General features: G+C 70.2%; 17 protein-coding genes. 11 read left to right on the forward strand and 6 right to left on the reverse strand.

The window, feature by feature from the left end; genetic code table 11:
* Positions 1 to 24 precede the first annotated feature (24 nt).
* From ACFXP5_RS12790 to ACFXP5_RS12800, 3 genes are all read left to right on the forward strand, one after another.
* Positions 25 to 618 (forward strand): hypothetical protein, encoded by a 594-nt coding sequence (locus tag ACFXP5_RS12790; RefSeq protein ID WP_394544895.1) that lies wholly within the window; start codon positions 25 to 27, stop codon positions 616 to 618.
* A gap of 109 nt (positions 619 to 727) precedes the next feature.
* Positions 728 to 1,417, forward strand: a complete 690-nt coding sequence (locus ACFXP5_RS12795) for a YcnI family copper-binding membrane protein (RefSeq protein WP_394544896.1) — start codon at positions 728 to 730, stop codon at positions 1,415 to 1,417.
* 113 nt (positions 1,418 to 1,530) lie between these two features.
* Complete coding sequence (locus ACFXP5_RS12800; protein WP_394544897.1) at positions 1,531 to 3,192, forward strand: Mur ligase family protein; 1,662 nt, start codon at positions 1,531 to 1,533, stop codon at positions 3,190 to 3,192.
* A gap of 9 nt (positions 3,193 to 3,201) precedes the next feature.
* On the opposite strand, the gene dxr is transcribed toward ACFXP5_RS12800, so the two are convergent.
* On the reverse strand, positions 3,202 to 4,287 hold the full coding sequence (gene dxr / locus ACFXP5_RS12805; protein WP_394544898.1) for a 1-deoxy-D-xylulose-5-phosphate reductoisomerase: 1,086 nt from the start codon (positions 4,285 to 4,287) through the stop codon (positions 3,202 to 3,204).
* Between the two features lie 26 nt (positions 4,288 to 4,313).
* Entirely contained in the window at positions 4,314 to 5,255 is a 942-nt protein-coding gene (locus tag ACFXP5_RS12810; protein ID WP_394544899.1) for an FKBP-type peptidyl-prolyl cis-trans isomerase, read from the reverse strand.
* A 171-nt stretch (positions 5,256 to 5,426) separates the two neighbouring features.
* On the opposite strand from ACFXP5_RS12810, the gene ACFXP5_RS12815 reads away from it, so the two are divergent.
* From ACFXP5_RS12815 to dhaM, 4 genes are all read left to right on the forward strand, one after another.
* Positions 5,427 to 6,128, forward strand: coding sequence for a lysophospholipid acyltransferase family protein (locus ACFXP5_RS12815; RefSeq protein ID WP_394528954.1), 702 nt, complete (start codon positions 5,427 to 5,429; stop codon positions 6,126 to 6,128).
* Between the two features lie 97 nt (positions 6,129 to 6,225).
* Positions 6,226 to 7,218 carry a dihydroxyacetone kinase subunit DhaK gene (gene dhaK / locus ACFXP5_RS12820; RefSeq protein ID WP_394528803.1) on the forward strand — a complete coding sequence of 331 codons (993 nt, stop codon included), beginning with the start codon at positions 6,226 to 6,228 and terminating at the stop codon, positions 7,216 to 7,218.
* Position 7,219: 1 nt separating this feature from the next.
* Positions 7,220 to 7,861, forward strand: coding sequence for a dihydroxyacetone kinase subunit DhaL (gene dhaL / locus ACFXP5_RS12825; RefSeq protein ID WP_394544900.1), 642 nt, complete (start codon positions 7,220 to 7,222; stop codon positions 7,859 to 7,861).
* Complete coding sequence (gene dhaM, locus ACFXP5_RS12830; RefSeq protein WP_394544901.1) at positions 7,858 to 8,586, forward strand: dihydroxyacetone kinase phosphoryl donor subunit DhaM; 729 nt, start codon at positions 7,858 to 7,860, stop codon at positions 8,584 to 8,586. The genes dhaL and dhaM overlap by 4 nt, the downstream gene beginning before the upstream one ends.
* Positions 8,587 to 8,589: 3 nt before the next feature.
* On the opposite strand, the gene ACFXP5_RS12835 is transcribed toward dhaM, so the two are convergent.
* Positions 8,590 to 9,579 carry a sugar-binding transcriptional regulator gene (locus ACFXP5_RS12835; protein ID WP_394528955.1) on the reverse strand — a complete coding sequence of 330 codons (990 nt, stop codon included), beginning with the start codon at positions 9,577 to 9,579 and terminating at the stop codon, positions 8,590 to 8,592.
* Positions 9,580 to 9,670: 91 nt separating this feature from the next.
* Between ACFXP5_RS12835 and ACFXP5_RS12840 the strand changes: the two genes are divergently transcribed.
* The 3 genes from ACFXP5_RS12840 (at position 9,671) to glpK (ending at position 13,922) form a co-directional block, all read left to right on the forward strand.
* Positions 9,671 to 11,431 (forward strand): glycerol-3-phosphate dehydrogenase/oxidase, encoded by a 1,761-nt coding sequence (locus tag ACFXP5_RS12840; RefSeq protein ID WP_394544902.1) that lies wholly within the window; start codon positions 9,671 to 9,673, stop codon positions 11,429 to 11,431.
* Positions 11,432 to 11,547: 116 nt separating this feature from the next.
* Entirely contained in the window at positions 11,548 to 12,303 is a 756-nt protein-coding gene (locus tag ACFXP5_RS12845) for an MIP/aquaporin family protein (RefSeq protein WP_394528807.1), read from the forward strand.
* 104 nt (positions 12,304 to 12,407) lie between these two features.
* The gene (glpK, locus tag ACFXP5_RS12850; protein ID WP_394528808.1) at positions 12,408 to 13,922 is read left to right on the forward strand and encodes a glycerol kinase GlpK; all 1,515 of its coding nucleotides are present in this window, start codon (positions 12,408 to 12,410) and stop codon (positions 13,920 to 13,922) included.
* Positions 13,923 to 14,009: 87 nt separating this feature from the next.
* On the opposite strand, the gene ACFXP5_RS12855 is transcribed toward glpK, so the two are convergent.
* On the reverse strand, positions 14,010 to 14,483 hold the full coding sequence (locus ACFXP5_RS12855; RefSeq protein ID WP_394528809.1) for an OsmC family protein: 474 nt from the start codon (positions 14,481 to 14,483) through the stop codon (positions 14,010 to 14,012).
* Between the two features lie 39 nt (positions 14,484 to 14,522).
* Here ACFXP5_RS12855 and ACFXP5_RS12860 point away from each other — a divergent pair, with 39 nt between their 5' ends.
* Positions 14,523 to 15,503 carry an asparaginase gene (locus tag ACFXP5_RS12860; RefSeq protein WP_394544903.1) on the forward strand — a complete coding sequence of 327 codons (981 nt, stop codon included), beginning with the start codon at positions 14,523 to 14,525 and terminating at the stop codon, positions 15,501 to 15,503.
* A 7-nt stretch (positions 15,504 to 15,510) separates the two neighbouring features.
* Here ACFXP5_RS12860 and ACFXP5_RS12865 read toward each other — a convergent pair whose 3' ends face one another.
* Both ACFXP5_RS12865 and ACFXP5_RS12870 read right to left on the reverse strand, forming a co-directional pair.
* Positions 15,511 to 16,734, reverse strand: a complete 1,224-nt coding sequence (locus ACFXP5_RS12865) for a saccharopine dehydrogenase family protein (protein ID WP_394544904.1) — start codon at positions 16,732 to 16,734, stop codon at positions 15,511 to 15,513.
* Positions 16,735 to 16,745: 11 nt separating this feature from the next.
* Positions 16,746 to 18,281: an APC family permease gene (locus tag ACFXP5_RS12870; RefSeq protein WP_394528812.1), complete on the reverse strand. Its 1,536-nt coding sequence runs from the start codon at positions 18,279 to 18,281 to the stop codon at positions 16,746 to 16,748.
* Positions 18,282 to 18,286 lie beyond the last annotated feature (5 nt).

Raw genomic sequence — 18,286 nt, forward strand, 5'->3', positions numbered from 1 at the left:
GATCCCCCGGGATATCCTGGCCCGATGAACGGTCGGGCGGTGCGCGCTCGTCGCGGCGGCGCCCTGGCCGCGACGGCGACGCTGATCGCCGCGACCGCGCACACTCTCGGCGGCGGTGTCGCACCGTCGCCGATGTTCTGCCTGGTGCTGTTCGCTCTTGCGACGCCCTTCGCCACCGCGTTCGCCGTTCCCCGGCCTTCGCTCTGGCGCACGGCCGCCGCGGTCGGGGTGAGCCAGGCGCTCTTCCACGCCGCCTTCACCGTCATCGGCGATCCGGGCTGGAGCGCCGCCACCGGCCCGCACGTGCACGGCGCGGCAGCGATGGCCTCGATGGGGGCGATGGCGGATGCTGCCGCTCCGGCGCACGCCGACATGACGCTCGCGCACGTCCTGGCCGCTCTCGCGACGATCCTCCTCGTCCGTCACGGGCAGGCGCTGATCGCCGCGATCCGGGCGTGGATCATCCGCGCGGCCTCGACGGCAGACGCCCCGGTGCTGCGCCCCCGCGCGGCGGTGCGCACCGTCCCCGCCGAGCGTCCGCCCGCGTCCCGGGTCTTCCCGCCCGGGCTCGGTCGGCGCGGTCCGCCTCGAGCGCTTCCGGTCCCCTCCGCCGCCTGAGCGCGGCTTTCTCTGCGGCTGCGGCCGCAGCATCCCCTTTTCGGCGACCCTGCTCGATCCGCGCCCGTGCGCGCGCGAGCGGGCTCGCCCGCGAACACGAAAGCGAACCATGACCACTGTTTCCCCGCGCACCCGCGCCCGTCTCACCGTCGGCGTCCTCGCCGGCGCCGTCCTCGCCGTCGCCCTGCCCTTGGCGGCATCCGCCCACATTCACGTCACCCCGGAGGATGCCTCCGCCGACGCGTCCACGACGCTGACGTTCTCCTTCAGCCACGGCTGCGAGGAGTCGCCGACCACGGCGCTCGTCATCGACATCCCCGAGGGCGTGACCAACGTGACCCCGGTGATCGATGCCGGCTGGAGCATCGCCCGTGACGTCGCCGCGAACGGCACCGTCAGCCGCATCACCTACACGGCCGCGCAGCCGGTCGAGTCGGGACTCAAGGGCGAGGTGAGCTTCGACGCCCGTTTCGACGCCGCCCTCGCCGACACCGACGTGGCCTTCCCCGTCACGCAGCAATGCGTCCAGGGCTCCACGGCATGGACCGAGGTCGCCGCCGAAGGCGCCGCCGAGCCCGAATCGCCCGCACCGGTTGTCGCGGTCGGCACCGTCGCGACTGAGGGTGAGGACCACCACGACGCCGCCACCGCCGATCACGAGGAGTCGGAGATGACGGATGCTGCGCCGACAGCTGCCGCCACCGATCCGACCGCCGTCTGGCTCGGCGGGGCGGGTCTCGTGCTCGGCGTGATCGCGCTCGGGGTCGCGGTCACCGCGCTGGTGCGCCGCCGCGCCTGAGAACGGGTGCCGCGGTCGCCGTCCGGCGGCCGCGGCACCGCGCACGAGGGACAGAGGACGGGGACAGCGCTGAGCCCGGGCCGCGGGGCGCGAGATGTCAGAATGGAGGCAATATGCCCACCGACGCCGCCTCGAACCTGCCTCCCGTCCTCCGACCCGAGCACCCGCCGACGCGGCGCCTCGCCGAACTCGCCGAGCGCTTCGCCGCGCGCGTCGACGGCGAGATCGCCGGGATCGAGCTCAACGGGCTCACCCTCGCGACGGCCGACCTGCGTGCGGGCGAGGTGTTCGTCGCCATCCGCGGTGTGAACAACCACGGCGCCCGCTTCGCGCGGGCTGCCGCAGAGAAGGGTGCGGTCGCGGTCGTCACCGACGAGGAGGGCGCGGCCCTCGCGGCCGATGCCGGACTGCCCGTCATCGTGGTGGATCACCCGCGGGCGCTGCTCGGCGATCTGTCGGCCTGGGTCTACGGCACCGGGCCGGGCGACGCGCTCCCCGTCCTGTTCGGCACCACCGGCACGAACGGCAAGACGAGCGTCTCCCACCTTCTCGAAGGCATGCTCTCCCAGCTGGGTGTGACGACCGGGCTGTCCTCCACCGCCGAGCGCCACATCGCCGGTCAGGTCATCGTCTCGCGCCTGACGACTCCCGAAGCATCCGAGTTCCACGCCCTCCTGGCGCTCATGCGCGAACGGGGCGTCGAGGCCGTGGCGGTCGAGGTCAGCGCACAGGCCCTCAGCCGGCACCGCGTGGACGGCATCGTGTTCGATGTCGCCGCCTTCACGAACCTGTCGCACGATCACCTCGACGATTACGCCGACATGCGCGAGTACTTCGAAGCGAAGCTGCCGTTGTTCCTCGCCGATCGCGCCCGGCGGGCCGTCGTCTCGCTCGATTCCGCCGCCGGCGCCGAGGTGGCTGAGCGCGCCGAGGTTCCCGTCGTCACGGTCGCGACCCCCGACATCGCGGACGATGCCGCCGCCGCGCGCGCCGCCGACTGGGTCGTCGACATCGTCGAAGAGCGCCAGGACGGCACCGAATTCGCACTGCGCTCGCGGGATGGACGCACCCTCACGACGACCGTTCCCACGATCGGGCGGCACATGGCCTCGAACGCGGGACTCGCGATCGTGATGATGCTCGAGGCCGGCTACACCTGGGAGGCGCTGACCGCCGCCCTCGACGGTGGGCGCATCGACGCCTATCTGCCCGGCCGCACCCAGCGGGTATCGGGAGAGCGCGGCCCCGCCGTGTACGTGGACTTCGGTCACTCCCCCGACGCGTTCGAGAAGACGCTCGCCGCGGTCCGGCGGGTGACCCCGGGGCGCGTCGTCATGCTCTTCGGCGCGGACGGTGATCGCGACGCGACGAAACGCTACGACATGGGGCGGACGGCGGTGGAGGGCAGCGACATCCTCGTCGTGACCGACCACCACCCGCGCAACGAGAACCCCGACTCGATCCGGGCGACCCTCGTCGAGGGGGCGCGCCGGGCTCGCCCCGACGCCGACATCCGCGAATACTCGCCCCCCGAACGAGCCATCGTCGAAGCCGTAGCCCTCGTCGGCGAGGGCGACGCGATCCTCTGGGCGGGCCCGGGGCACCAGGATTACCGGGACATCCGGGGCGTCCGCACCCCCTACTCCGCTCGCGAGCTGTCGCGCCGCGCACTGCGGGCCGCCGGCTGGCCGGTACCCGAGCCGCACTGGCCCGTGCCCTACCCCGACGACGTATCGCCGAGCTCCGACCCCGAGCGCCCCTTCCCCTCCCCCTGAGAGGTCAGGTCAGGATGCTGCCGCGATCGCGCGATCCGCGGCGGTGCGCGCCCAAGACTCCGCCTCGGCGAGGGAGGCGCGGGTGAGCTCGTCCGGCGCGTCGTGGAAGTCGACGACGCGTTCGATGATGTCGAGGATCCCGAGGAACGACAGTCGCCCGTCGTGGAAAGCATCCACCGCCTGCTCGTTCGCGGCGTTGAAGACGGCCGGGTAGGTGCGCCCCGCCCGCCCGACCTTCTTGGCCAGCGCGACGGCGGGGAACGCCGCCTCGTCGAGGGGCTCGAAGGTCCACGCCGTCGCGGCGGTCCAATCGATCGGCACGCCGACGCCGGCGACCCGATGCGGCCAGTCGAGCCCGAGCGAGATCGGCAACCGCATGTCCGGCGGCGACGCCTGGGCGATCGTAGAGCCGTCGACGAACTCGACCATGGAGTGAACGACCGACTGGGGGTGCACGACCACGTCGATCCGGTCGTAGGGCACGTCGAAGAGCAGGTGGGCCTCGATGACTTCGAGCCCCTTGTTGACGAGGGTGGCGGAGTTGGTGGTGACCACGCGTCCCATGTTCCACGTCGGATGCGCGAGCGCCTCGGCGGGGGTCACGGCCGCGAGCTGCGCGCGGGTCCGGCCGCGGAACGGGCCGCCCGACGCGGTCAGCACGAGGCGGCGCACCTCGTCAGAGGTACCGCTGCGCAGCGCCTGCGCGATGGCGGAGTGCTCCGAATCGACCGGCACGATCTGACCGGGGGCGGCGATCGCCCGCACCAGATCGCCTCCGACGATGAGGGATTCCTTGTTCGCGAGAGCGAGGGTCGCGCCCGTTTCGAGGGCGGCGAGTGTCGGACCGAGACCGACGGATCCGGTGATGCCGTTGAGAACCACGTCGCTCTCGACGTCGCGCACCAGCTGCTCGGCGTCGACGGCGCCGAGGGCGGTCGAGGTCACCCCGAACTCCGCCGCCTGAGCGGCCAGGCCCTCCCGGTCGCGCCCCGCGGCGAGGCCGACGACGTCGAACTGGTCGGGGTGCGCCCGGATCACCTCGAGCGCCTGGGTGCCGATCGAACCGGTGGAGCCGAGGATCAGGACGCGCCGCATCGGGCCAGCCTATCCGCGGCTCTCGGTCATCCCTCGGTCGGCTGGGTGCCGATGATCTTCAACACGAACACGAGGGTCTCGCCCGCGAGGGGGTTCGTGGACTCCCCGGCGACGCCGTAACCACAGGCGGGCGGCATCGCGACGAGCACGGTCGAGCCGACCTTCTGACCTTCGAGGGCACGCTGGAACCCCGCCACGACCTGGTTGGTCACGAAGGGCGCCGGTTCGCTGCTGTCCCAGTTGGAATCGAACTCGGTGCCGTCCGACCATTTGACTCCCACGTAGTTCACGTCGACGGTGTCGCCGGGCGCCACGACGTCGCCGTCGCCCTCCTGCAGGACGTCGAGCGAGACAGTGTCGGGCGCCGGCGTCTGCGGAATCGTGATCGTCGGGCGCCCGTCTTCCGCGAAGGTCACCTCGGGCGGCGCGGCGGCGAAGTCCCCCGCGGTGCACCACTCGGCGCCGGGGGTCGTGTCCAGCACGTCCAAGACGTAGATCTGTGCGCCGCCGTCCTGGCTGGCAGGGAGGGTCGCGACGATCCGCGAGCCCACGGTCGCGCAGCCGAACAGCTGACCCACCGCACTGTCGGCCGTGACCTGCTGCGGCTGCAGCGGGGCGTCGGCGTAACCGGCGGTGCCCAACTGCTCACCCGTTGTCGCGTCGAACGCCGTCAGGCCGTACGAGAGGTAGTCCCCGATGTTGACCTGCGGGCCGTCGCCCTCGGTCACGACGGTGCGCTCCAGGTCGTCGACCTGCAACGGGGTGGAGAAGGTGGCGGTCGCCGCGGCGCCGAAGTCGCCCCCGACGGTGACCGCGTCCGACGCCGCTCCGGGCGAGGCCACGGCCGCGCACAGATCATCGGCCGCCGGGGTGGCGTTGGTGTCTTCTCCGGTGCCGGCGGAACAGCCCGCCATGAGCAGCACGGCTGCGGCGACGACGGACAGGGAAGCGATCGGGCGGAAGCGCACGGGAGACCTCTCGGAATGCGGTGGGGATGCTTCATCCTCCCCCATCGGGCTTTGGCTGCGCTGTGAGCGCGCATGCGCGATGGCGCATGGGATGCGGATTATCCTCGACGGGTGACAACCGACGACGTTCCCGCCGTGCCCGAGGACGACGCCGCAGCCCCCGCCGCCCGCATGGGAGCCACCTACGCCTTCGGTCGCCTCGTCATCGCTCCCCTCGCCCGCATGCTCTACCGCCCGCGGGTCGAGGGCCGCGAGAACGTTCCCCGAACGGGCCCGGTCATCTTCGCGAGCAACCACCTCTCGTTCATCGACTCGGTCGCGATCCCAATCGCCGCCCCTCGCCCGGTGCACTTCCTCGCGAAGTCGAGCTACTTCGACAAATGGGCGTCGCGCGAGTTCTTCACCGCGATCGGCGCCATCGCCGTCAAGCGCGGCGCAGGCCAGGCCGCCCTCGATGCCCTCGACCAGCAGCGCCGCATCCTGATGGACGGACGCGCGGTCGCGCTGTACCCCGAGGGCACGCGGTCGCTCGACGGGCGGCTGTACAAGGGCCGGACGGGCGTCGCCTTCCTCGCGCTGCAGACGGGCGCACCGGTCGTGCCGGTCGGCCTCGTCGGCACCGACGTGGTGATGCCGGTGGGCGCTCGCTTCCCCTCGATGAGCGAGCGGGTGACCGTGCGATTCGGCGCGCCGCTTGACCTCTCCCGACACGGACACGCCGACTCGGGGCGGGCACGTCGCGCGGCGACCGACGAGATCATGGCCGCGATCCACGGCCTCTCCGGTCAGGAGCTCGCGGGGGTCTACAACGAGGTCCCCGCCCAGAATCCCCTCGAACGCATCAAGCGCGCACTCCCCCACGAGCGACTCTGACCGCCCCGAGCGCCCCCCACTCTTGACACGTCGGGCGGTGCGCGGGAGATTCTCCCCAGACCCCCGCGACGCTGCGGGGAACGATGGAGGAGTCACCGTGAAGAAGTTCATCAACGACCCGGGCGCCGTTCTCGCCGACGCCCTCCGAGGGATTCAGGCCGCCTACCCCGAAGTGCGCGTCGACCTCGACAACCGCGTCATCTTCCGGGGCGCCGCGACGCCCCCGGGCAAAGTGGCTCTCGTCTCCGGCGGCGGATCAGGCCATGAGCCCATGCACGGCGGCTTCGTCGGCCAGGGGATGCTCGATGCCGCTGCCGCCGGCGAGGTCTTCACCTCGCCGACTCCCGATCAGATCCTCGCGGCGACGAAAGGCGCCGACTCGGGCGCGGGCGTGCTGCACATCGTGAAGAACTACACCGGGGACGTGCTGAACTTCGAGATGGCGGCGGAGTTGGCTGCGGCCGACGGCATCCGCGTCGAATCCGTCGTCGTCGCCGACGACGTCGCGGTTCAGGACTCCACCTGGACGGCGGGACGCCGCGGTGTCGGCACCACCGTGGTGCTGGAGAAGATCGTGGGCGCCGCCGCCGAAGAAGGCACCGACCTCGCCGGCATCCTCGCCCTCGCCCAGAAGGTCGCCGCGAACGGGCGCTCGATGGGGATCGCCCTGACCAGCTGCACGGTTCCCGCGGCGGGGAAGCCGACCTTCGACCTCCCCGACGACGAGATGGAGGTCGGGGTGGGCATCCACGGCGAGCCGGGCCGATCCCGGGTGCCGCTCGCGTCCGCGCACGACATCGCCGCCATGCTCGTGGACCCGATCCTCGCGGACTTCGACGCGACCGGCCCCGCGATCGTGCTGCTGTCGGGACTGGGGGCGACACCCCTGATCGAGCAGTACGTCATGTACGGCGAAGTCGCGCCGCTGCTCACCGCCGCCGGCGTCGACATCCGCCGGTGCCTGGTCGGCGACTACATCACGAGCCTCGACATGGCCGGCATCGCGCTCACGGTAGTCAAGGCCGACGAGGAGCTGCTGCGTCTGTGGGACGCGCCGGTCGTCACGCCGGGCCTGCGGTGGGGTGCATGAGGTGACGGATGCGACGGCAGCGCAACTGAGCGACTGGGTGGTGCGTTTCGGCGAGGCGGTCCAAGAGCACCGCGCCGAACTCACCGAGTTGGATTCGGTGATCGGTGACGCCGACCACGGCGCCAACATGTCCCGCGGCATGGCGGCGGTGCTCGCGCGCATCGAGGCATCGCCGATCGCCGACGTCGGCGAGCTGTTCAAGACCGTGGGGATGACCCTGGTGTCGACGGTGGGCGGGGCGAGCGGGCCGCTGTACGGCACGTTCTTCCTCCGTTTCGGAACGTCGGCGGGGGCGGCGGTCACGCTCGACACCGCAGCGCTGGCGGCAGCCCTTCGGGCCGGACTCGACGGGGTCGTCGCGCGCGGTAAGGCCGCACCGGGCGACAAGACGATGATCGACGCCCTCGATCCGGCGGTGCTCGCGTGGGAGGCGGCTGTGGCGGACGGCGCCGATCTCGCGGCCGCGGCGGCAGCCGGGTCGGCGGCGGCCGACGCGGGGCGGGATGCGACGATCCCCCTGGTGGCTCGCAAGGGTCGCGCCAGCTACCTCGGCGAGCGCAGCGCGGGGCACCTCGACCCGGGTGCCACCTCGACGGCCCTGTTGGTGGGAGCCCTCCGCGACGCCCTGGCGGCGCCGTCGTGATCGGGATCGTGGTCGTCTCGCACAGTCGTGCGCTGGCGGAGGCGGCGGTGCACCTCGCCCTGCAGATGGGCGGGGCGACACCTCCGCCGGTCGAGATCGCCGCGGGGATCGCGGAGGGCGGGTTCGGCACCGACGCCGTCGCGATCGCGGCAGCCGTCGACCGTCTCGACGCCGCTGAGGGCGTACTCGTGATCATGGATCTGGGTTCGGCCCTGCTCAGCGCCGAGATGGCCCTCGATTTCGCCGCCTCGACGACCGAGGTCGTCCTGAGTCCGGCGCCCTTCGTGGAGGGGCTGGTCGCCGCGGTGGTGCTGGCCAGCACGGGCGCCGACCTCGCGACCGTGGCGAGCGAAGCGCGGGGCGCGTTGGCGGCGAAGCAGACGCAACTCGCGGAGTCCGCGCCCGCCGCGGCACCGAGCGAAGCGGCGGCAGACGCGCAAGGCGCAGCATCCCTCAGTTTCGATGCCGTGATCCGCAACCCTTCCGGATTGCACGCCCGCCCGGCGGCACTGTTCGTCAAGGCGGCCTCCCGACACGACGCCGAGATCGACATCGTCGACCTCGACCACGGCGGGGAGGCCGCTTCGGCGCGCAGCCTCATCTCGCTGATGGCGCTCGGCATCCGACCCGGCACCCGCGTGCGCGTGCAGGCACGCGGTCCCGAGGCGCAGGCGGCGATCGACGAACTGCGCGTGCTCGTCGAAGACGGGTTCGGCGAGGAGTGACGCTCAGCGCGGCGCGGCCGCCCGACGCGCGTCGACCTGCAGCAAACGGCGGGCGAGGGATTCCTCGACCACCAGCTCCGTGATGATGCCGGCCGCGAGCGCCCCGCGCAGCGAATCCAGCTTGGAGAGGCTGGACACCACGCAGAAGCGCGTCGGGATGCGCCGCACGCTCTCGAGGTCCGGGCCGCTCGAGCGGGTGTTCACCTCGATGCCGTCGCTGGAGCCGTCGAGCCGGTAGAACACGGTGGCGCAGTCTCCGACGACGCCCGCCCTCTCGATCGCCTGGAGGTCGGCATCGTCGAAGTAGTCCCCCGAGTAGACGTGGGAGGGCACGTCGGCGTGCGGGGATCCCAGCCCGAAGATGAAGATGTTCGCGCGCTCCTGGATGTCGAGCACCGCTCGCACCGATCGCTCGCGCCACATCGCCTCTTTGGTCAGGGGATCGTCGAAGAGCGCGGGCACCGGGAACTGGTGCACCGACGCCGACAGCGCCTCACCGAAGCGGTCGAGGATCTCCCCGGCGTAGGGGATGCCCGAGTTCCGAACGTTCGCTGCCCCGTTCATCTGCACGATGTGGCTGTCGTGGGTGGCCTTGGAGGGGAGGTGGCGGCCCACCACCGACAGCGTCGCGCCCCACGCGATCCCGATCGTCATCGACGACCCGAGTCGCGCGGTGAGAATTCGTGCAGCGGACAAGGCCGTTCGTTCGAGGCGCTCGGCCTCGCCGATGTGCTCGGGAGTCGGCACCACGTGGGCGGTGATGCCGTACCGCTCCGTCAGGCGCCGTTCGACGAGACTCCGCGCGTCCTGCGGGGAGTGCACCGAGATCGTGACGAGGCCGACGTCCCTCGCGTGAGCGAGCAATCGGCTCACCGACGAGCGCGAGAGGCGCATTTCATGGGCGATGGCGTCCATCGTGAGGTCCTGCAGGTAGTACAGCTGCGCCGCGCGCAGCGCCTCCTGTTCACGACTGGCCGCAGCATCCGCTGTCATCGACTCGTCCTCCCACGCGTGCGACGGCACACGGCGCCCTCCTATCCTGCACGTTTGTGCAGGGCAGTTGCAAGGACGTTCATTCGGGAGCATGCTGTGTCTCGTAACCCCACGAAAGGCCGTAGAAGTGACCCCGTCGACGCCGACCACCTCCATCCGTCCGGACGTTCAGACCCTCCGCGATCGCGGTGAGGTGGACGTGCTCATCATCGGCGGGGGGATCAATGGCCTCGCCACTCTCCGCGACCTCGCACTGCAGGGCGTGAGCGTCGCCCTCGTCGAACGCGGCGACTTCGTCTCCGGCGCCTCCTCCGCTTCGAGCCACATGGTGCACGGCGGCATCCGTTACCTCGAGAACGGCGAGTTCCGTCTTGTGAAGGAAGCCGTCACCGAGCGCAACGGTCTGCTGAAGACCGCGCCGCACTACGTGCGACCGCTGCAGACCACCATCCCGATCTACAAGACGTTCTCCGGGATCCTGTCCGCTCCCTTCCGCCTGCTCGTGACCCACGGTCGCGGCAAGCCCAACGAGCGCGGCGCGGTCCTCATCAAGATCGGCCTCGTGATCTACGACACCTTCTCCCGCGGCGGCGGAACGGTGCCGCGGCACAAGTTCCTCGGGCGCAAGAAGTCGCTCGCGGAATTCCCCGAGATGAATCCCGACCTGAAGTACACCGCGACCTACTATGACGCGTCGATGTACGACCCCGAGCGCCTCGCGCTCGACGTGATGCACGACGGCATCGTCGCCGGTGACGGCCGGGCCACGGCGGTCAACTACGTCTCGGCGATCGGCTCCTCCGAGCGCGGCGTCCGGATGCGCGACGAACTGTCGGGCGAGGAGTTCGACGTCGCCGCCAAGGTGATCGTCAACGCGAGCGGACCGTGGACCGACCTCACCAACGACGCCATCGGCATGCCCACGAAATTCATGGGCGGCACGAAGGGCTCGCACGTCGTCCTCGAGAACGCGGAGCTGCTGGAGGCCACCAAGGGGCGCGAGATCTTCTTCGAGCACTCCGACGGCCGCATCGTGCTCATCTACCCGCTCAAGGGCCGCGTGCTCGTCGGTACGACCGACATCGACGCCGACCCCGCGAAGCCCGTCGTGACCACCGATGAGGAGATCGACTACTTCTTCGAGCTGATCGGGCACGTCTTCCCGAAGATCCCGGTCGACCGCTCGCAGATCGTCTACACCTTCTCGGGGATCCGTCCCCTCCCCCGCCACGACGACACCGCCCCCGGGTTCGTGTCCCGCGACTACCGCATCGTGCAGGAGACCCACGACAAGACCCCCGTGCTCAGCCTCGTCGGGGGCAAGTGGACCACCTTCCGCGCCCTGGCCGAGAACCTCAGCACCAAGACGCTCGAGGTCATCGGCCTCCCCCACCGTGTCAGCACGGCGGGGCTGCCCATCGGCGGTGGAGCGGGCTTCCCGAAGGGCGCCGCAGCTCGCAAGCGCTGGGCGAAGACCCACGCCGCTGGTCATTCGATCGAGCTCGTCGAGCAGATGCTCGTGCGTTACGGCACCCGGGCCACCGAGATCCTGGCCGTACTGCCCGTCGGCGCCCAGCCGCTCGAGCACGCACCGACGTACTACCGCGAAGAGCTGGCTCACCTGGCCGAGACCGAGCAGGTCGTGCACCTCATCGACGTGCTGCTGCGACGCACCTCGCTCGCCTTCGTCGGCGGCATGAGCGAGCAGACGCTGCGCGAGGTCGCCGAAGCGGTCGCCGCACCGCTCGGGTGGGACGCCGACCGTCAGGCCGAAGAAGTCGCGCAGACCGTGGAGATCCTCCGCACCGCGCACCTGGTCGAGTTCGAGGAGGTCGGCACCGCGCACGCTTGATCATCGGCGGGCGCGGCGCCGTGCGCGCGCGCCCGAATCACCCTAGGTTCGGATACGGTCACCGCGGCCGTGCGAAAACGCGAAGAGCGGCTCGTCAGTGAAAGGTCAATGTCGACATGCAAGAAGTCAATCTGGGTTTGTACTTTCTTTCAGAACTGGTCGGAACCGCGATGCTCATCCTGCTCGGATGTGGCGTGGTCGCCAACGTCGCCCTCGCTAAGACGAAGGGCAATGCCGGCGGCTTCCTCATGGTCAACTGGGGCTGGGGCCTCGCGGTGTTCGCCGGTGTGCTGGTCTCGGCTTACTCCGGTGCGCAGCTGAACCCTGCGGTGTCGCTGGGTCTGGTCCTCGCCGCGAAGATCACCGTCGCGCAGTTCTTCGTGGCGATCGCCGCGCAGCTGCTCGGTGCGATCATCGGCGCCGTCTTGGCCTGGGCCGCCTACAAGCAGCACTTCGACGACGAGCCCGATCCGGCCAACAAGCTCGGTGTGTTCTCCACGGGCCCCGCCATCCGCTCGTACGGGTGGAACCTGCTGACCGAGATCATCGCCACCTTCGTGCTGGTGTTCGTCATCTTCGGCTTCGCGGACTACGGCGTTGCCGACATCGGCACCCCCGGCGGCCTCGGTGGCCTGTCTGCCGTCCCCGTCGCGCTGCTCGTTGTCGGTATCGGCGCCTCGCTCGGTGGTCCGACCGGCTACGCGATCAACCCGGCTCGTGACCTCGGCCCCCGTATCGCCCACGCGATCCTGCCCATCAAGGGCAAGGGCACGAGCGACTGGTCCTACGCCTGGGTGCCGGTCGTCGGCCCGCTCATCGGTGGGGCGCTCGCGGCCCTCGCAGCACCGGCCCTCCTGGGTCTCGCAGCCTGACCGAGAAGAGCGGATGCCGGCTCGCCGCCCCGGCGCCAGCATCCGCTCTTCCCTCATCACCATCACCACAACCCCGCAACGAAACAGACAAGGAAGTCCACGTAATGGCTGACTACGTCCTCGCTATCGACCAGGGCACGACCTCGAGCCGCGCCATGATCTTCGACAAGAAGGGAAATGTCGTCTCCGTCGGTCAGAAGGAGCACGAGCAGATCCTCCCGAAGCCGGGTTGGGTCGAGCACGACCCCGCCGAGATCTGGCGCAACGTGCAGGAGGTCATCGGTATCGCGCTCGCGAAGGCCGACGTCACCCGCCACGACCTCGCCGCGATCGGCATCACCAACCAGCGCGAGACCGCGGTGGTGTGGGACAAGAACACCGGCAAGCCCGTCTACAACGCCATCGTGTGGCAGGACACCCGCACCCAGCCGATCGTCGACCGCCTCGCGGCCGACGGTGGTGAGGACCGCTTCAAGGAGATCGTGGGCCTGCCCCTGGCCACGTACTTCTCCGGCACGAAGATCGTCTGGATCCTCGAGAACGTCGAGGGAGCGCGCGAGCGTGCCGAAGCGGGCGACCTCATCTTCGGCACCACCGACTCGTGGGTGCTGTGGAACCTGACCGGCGGCATCGACGGCGGCATCCACGCCACCGACGTGACCAACGCCAGCCGCACGCTCTTCATGGACCTCGAGACGCTCGAGTGGCGCGACGACATCCTGGACATCTTCGGCGTTCCGCGCTCGATGATGCCCGAGATCCGTTCGTCCTCCGAGGTGTACGGCAACGCCGAGTCCTCGTCGCTGCTACGCGAGACCCCGGTCGCGGGCATCCTGGGCGACCAGCAGGCGGCCACCTTCGGTCAGGCCGCGTACGACCCGGGTGAGAGCAAGAACACCTACGGCACCGGTAACTTCCTGATCTTCCAGACGGGCGAGGAGATCGTGCGCTCGAAGAACGGGCTGCTCACCACGCTGGGGTACAAGCTGGGCGACGGACCGGCCCACTACGCGCTCGAGGGATCGATCGCGGTGACCGGTTCGCTCATCCAGTGGCTGCGCGACCAGCTCGGCATCATCTCCAGTGCTCCGGAGGTCGAAGCCCTCGCCCGCACAGTCGACGACAACGGCGGCGTGTACTTCGTTCCGGCGTTCTCGGGCCTGTTCGCACCGTACTGGCGTCCCGACGCCCGCGGCACGATCGTCGGCATGACCCGGTACGTCAACAAGGGCCACATCGCCCGCGCAGCGCTGGAGGCCACCGCCTTCCAGTCGCGCGAGGTCTTGGACGCCGTCAACGCCGACTCGGGCGTCGACCTGACCGAGCTCAAGGTCGACGGCGGCATGACCGCCAACGACGCGTTGATGCAGTTCCAGGCCGACATCCTCGGTGTGCCCGTGGTGCGCCCCGTCGTCGCCGAGACCACCGCTCTGGGCGCGGCGTACGCCGCCGGCCTCGCGGTCGGTTTCTGGGACAACCTGGACGACCTGCGCGCGAACTGGCAGGAGGACAAGCGCTGGGAGCCGAACCTCGCCCCCGAGGAGCGCGACCGCCTGCTGCGCCAGTGGAAGAAGGCCGTGACCAAGTCGTTCGACTGGGTCGACGCCGACGTCGACTGACGCCCGCTTCACCCGATGCCCCGCCCCGGCCACCCGCCGGGGCGGGGCATCGCCGTTTCCGGGCAACCCCGCATGTCGGGTGGGGGGTCAGGGGGCGACGAGGGTGATCGGCTCGTGGCGCACGGGGAAGTTGACCGAGTTGGCGATGAAGCACCACTCGTTGGCCTGCACGTGCGCGGCAGTGGCAGCATCCACCATCGACGCGTCGGCCACCGTGACGCGCGGGTGCAGCACCACCTCCGTGAACGCTCCGCCCCCTCGGCCGTCCTCCACGAGAGTGGCCGAAGCGTCGTCCTCGTAGCCGACCACGACGACGCCGACCTTCACGCACGCGTAGAGGTAGGACAGCAGATGGCACTCCGCGAGCGAGGCGAGGAGCAGGTCTTCCGGGTTCCACCGGTCGGGGTCGCCGCGGAACGGCACGTCCGCCGATCCCAGGAGGACGGGCTTGCCGACGACGTCGAGCGTGACGCTGCGGTCGTAGTCGCGGTACCCGCTGGTGCCGCTCCCCCGATCTCCCGTCCACGTCGCGCGAAGTCGGTAGGTGTGCTCAGGGTTCATTGCCCCAGTCTCGCACCGGCCGCCCCGTAAAATGACAGGATGCCGACCCCTGCCGACACCGTGGAACTCGCCGTCGTCGAACGCAGCGGCTTCATCGAATCCCGCCACACCGGTCGAGCGATCGTGCTCGCCCCCGACGGCACGATCGTCGACGCGCTCGGCGACGTTGCCGCCCCGTTCCTCCCGCGCTCCAGCATGAAACCCATGCAGGCACTGGCGTGCCTCACCGCCGGTGCCCCGCTCGAGGGGGTGAGTCTCGCGCTGTCCACCGCGAGCCACTCGGGTACCGACCGGCACGTGGCCGGCGTGCGCGCCATCCTCGATGCCGCGGGCCTCGGGGAGAACGACCTCGAGTGCCCGGCTGCCTGGCCGGGCGACACACCCACCCGCGACGAGCTCGTCCGCGAGCGGTCGGAGCCGGCGCGCATCCGCATGAACTGCTCGGGCAAGCACGCGGCGATGCTGCTGACCTGCGTCACGAAGGGGTGGGAGACCGCCGGCTACCTCGACCCGCAGCATCCCCTCCAGGTGCACATCCGCGAGGTGATCGAGCGACTCACCGGTGAGCGGATCGGCGCGACGGCCATCGATGGATGCGGTGCCCCGGTCTACGCGATGAGTCACGCGGGTTTGGCCCGGGCGGTTCACCGCATCGGCACCGCGGCGGAACGCTCGCCGTTCGCGCTGCACCGGGGTGCCGCCGCCCTCGTGAGCGCCGTGCGGGAACACCCGTGGACGATCGACGGGCCCGGGCGAGCGGACACCATCGTGATCGAGCGCCTCGGGGTCTTCGCGAAGGGCGGCGCCGAGGGCGTCATGGTCATGGTCGCTCCGGACGGCACCACCGTTGCGCTGAAGATCGCCGACGGCAGCGGCCGGGCGGCGACCGCGGTCGCGCTGCGGCTGCTCGAACGGGCGGGCGCCCTCGACCCGGGCGAGGTGGCCAACACGCTGCGCGCCCTGCCGTTGACCGTGTTCGGCGGCGGACGCGACGTTGGTTCGATCCGCGCCTCGTTCTGAGCCCGCCTCAGTCCTTCTCCTGCAGCCCCCAGGGCGAACCGTAACCGCGGGGCGCGGGAGCTGCGAGCAGGTCGAGGAACGGGCGGGCGTCGAAGGCCTCCGGACCGAGGATTCCGACCCCCGTCCACACTCCGCTCGCCAGCAGTTCGAGCGCGATGACCGGGTTGATCGCCGTCTGCCAGACCACGGCCTGGCAACCGTACTCCGCCATCGTCTGCTCGTTGTCGACGACGTGGTAGAGGTACGTCGAACGCGGTGCGCCGTCTTTGCCCGTTCCCCGCACCCACACCCCCGCGCAAGTCTTCCCCGTCATCCGGTCACCGAGGGTCGCCGGGTCGGGCAGGCACGCGGCGACCACGTCGCGCGGTGACACCTCGACGCCCTTGACGCTCACCTTCTCGGTGCGATCGAGCCCGAGTTTGTGCAGCACCTGAAGCACCTGGATGAACTCGTCGCCGAGACCGTACTTGAACGTCACCCGCCGCGCGCCCGTCCACCGCGGCATGAGGATGACCTCCTCGTGCTCCACGTTGACGCACTCCACCGGTCCGATCCCCTCGGGGAAGTCGAAGATCTCCGGCTCGCTGAACGGCGCCGTCGTGTACCAGCCCCGCTCGCGCTCGTACACGATGGGCGGGTTCAGGCATTCCTCGATCGTGGTCCAGATCGAGAACGACGGCGCGAAGTCGTATCCCTCGACGACGAGGTTGGCCCCGTCGCGCACCCCCAGCTCGTCGATCTCGGAGAACAGCTCGTCCTCCGCGTACCGGGCGAAGACGTCGGAGAGGCCGGGCTCCACCCCCATCCCGACGAGAGCGAGCCGGCCCTCCACCTCCCAGCGGGGTGCTCGAGCGAACTGCTCGTCGCCGAGCATCACGCCCGTGAGCGCGTAGGGCTGGTCGGGATGGGGAGACGACAGGCTCATGGCCATGTCGAGGTAGGTCGCCCCGGCCGCGAAGCAGCCTTCGAAGATCGGCATCACGAACCGGGGGTCGACGGCGTTCAGGACGTGGGTGATGTCGTGCGCGCGGATCAGCGCCGCGACGGATTCGGCATCGGAGGCGTCGATCTGCGCCGCTGCCAGGCGCGGATCGTCGAGCTCGGCCACGACGACGGCGGGTCGGGCGGGGTCGTAGTCGGCGAGCACGAGGGCGGTGAAGAAGTCTCGCCGCACCGCGATCCGCGCGGCCGCCGACCCCACGCCACCGGCGCCGATGATCAGGATGCGCATCGGGGCCCCGGTCAGATTCCGCCGTCGACCGAGCGGGGGTACGTGATCGGCTCCTCGGGAACGAGGACGGGGGTCTCGCGGTTGAGGCTCTCTCCCCGGAAGAAGGGCTTCGAGCCGGGGAATGCGAACCAGAGCAGCATGAGCACGACTCCGGCCGCGAGGGAGCCGATGCCGACCACGAAGGTGCCCCCGATGCCGAGCAGTTCGGAGTTGCCGTAGTCGACGTCGTACATGTCGATCGCCGACTGCACGAACGCGTAGGTGAGCATGACGGCCCCGGCCAGGGGAAGGATGCCCCGGTAGACGAGGTTGCGAGCCGAGGTGAAGAGGTCGCGGCGGAAGTACCACACGCACGCGTAGCCGGTCAGGGCGTAGTAGAACGCGATCGCGAGGCCGAGCGAGAGGATCGAGTCCTGCAGGATGTTGTCGCTGATGAGCGTCATGCCCACGTAGTAGAGGATCGCGACGATCCCCATCACGATCGTGGAGAACGACGGCGTCTGATACCGCGGGTGCACGGTGCGGAACCGCTTCGGCAGCGCCTGGTACGCCGCCATGGCGAGGGTGCCCCGCGCGGTGGGGAGGATCGTCGTCTGGGTCGAGGAGACGGCGGAGATCAGCACGGCGACGACGAGGATCCACGCGAACGGGCCGAACAGTCCGTCTTTCAGCGCCAGGAACACGTCGTCCGCGCCCGCCTCGTTACCGAGCCCCGTTCCGGTTTCGCCCAGACCCGCGTACATCATCGCGGCGACCGTCACACCGACGTAGGTGAAGAGCAGGATGACGGTGGTGAGCACGGCGGCGCGCCCGGGGATCCGCTTCGGATCCTTCGTCTCCTCGTTGAGGGCGAGGCACGTGTCCCAGCCCCAGTAGATGAACAGCGCCAGCAGCACCGCCTCGGTGAAACCCGCTCCGTCGGTGAAGCCGAAGGGATTGAACCAGGCCCAGTCGAAGGGGGTCGGATCGGGTGCGCTGCCGTCGAAGAACTTCCACAGCGCGACGACGAAGAACAGGGCCAGCACGGCGTACTGCACGGCGAGCAGCACGTTCTGCACCCGCTCCCCCACCTGCACGCCGCGCCAACTGATCCAGGTCATCAGCGCGATGAAGGCCACGCCCGTGGCCGTGACCAACGGAACGTTCTCGGCGAGAGTCCCGTCTCCCACGAGCGACCACAGGTAGATGCCGGCCACCTGGGCGAGGTTGGCGAGCACGATCATGCCGGCGACGGCCACGCCCCATCCCCCGAGCCAGCCCACCCACGGCCCGAACGCCTTCGTGGACCAGGTGAAGGTCGTGCCGCAGTCGGGCACCGCATTGTTGAGCTCGCGGTAGGCGAAGGCGATGAACAGCATCGGCACGAAGGCGATGATGAAAGCGATCGGAGCTTGCGCACCGACCGCCAGCACCACGAAACCGAGGGTCGCCACGAGGGAGTACACCGGCGCCGTCGAGGCGAGTCCGATGACCACCGACCCCCACAGTCCGAGCGTCCCCGCCGCCAGCCCCTTGCCCTCGCCGGCTCGCGGCATCGTGGTCGTCATGGAGT

Origin of the sequence: Microbacterium hanjuni, assembly GCF_043556395.1 — a bacterium.
GTDB lineage: Bacteria > Actinomycetota > Actinomycetes > Actinomycetales > Microbacteriaceae > Microbacterium.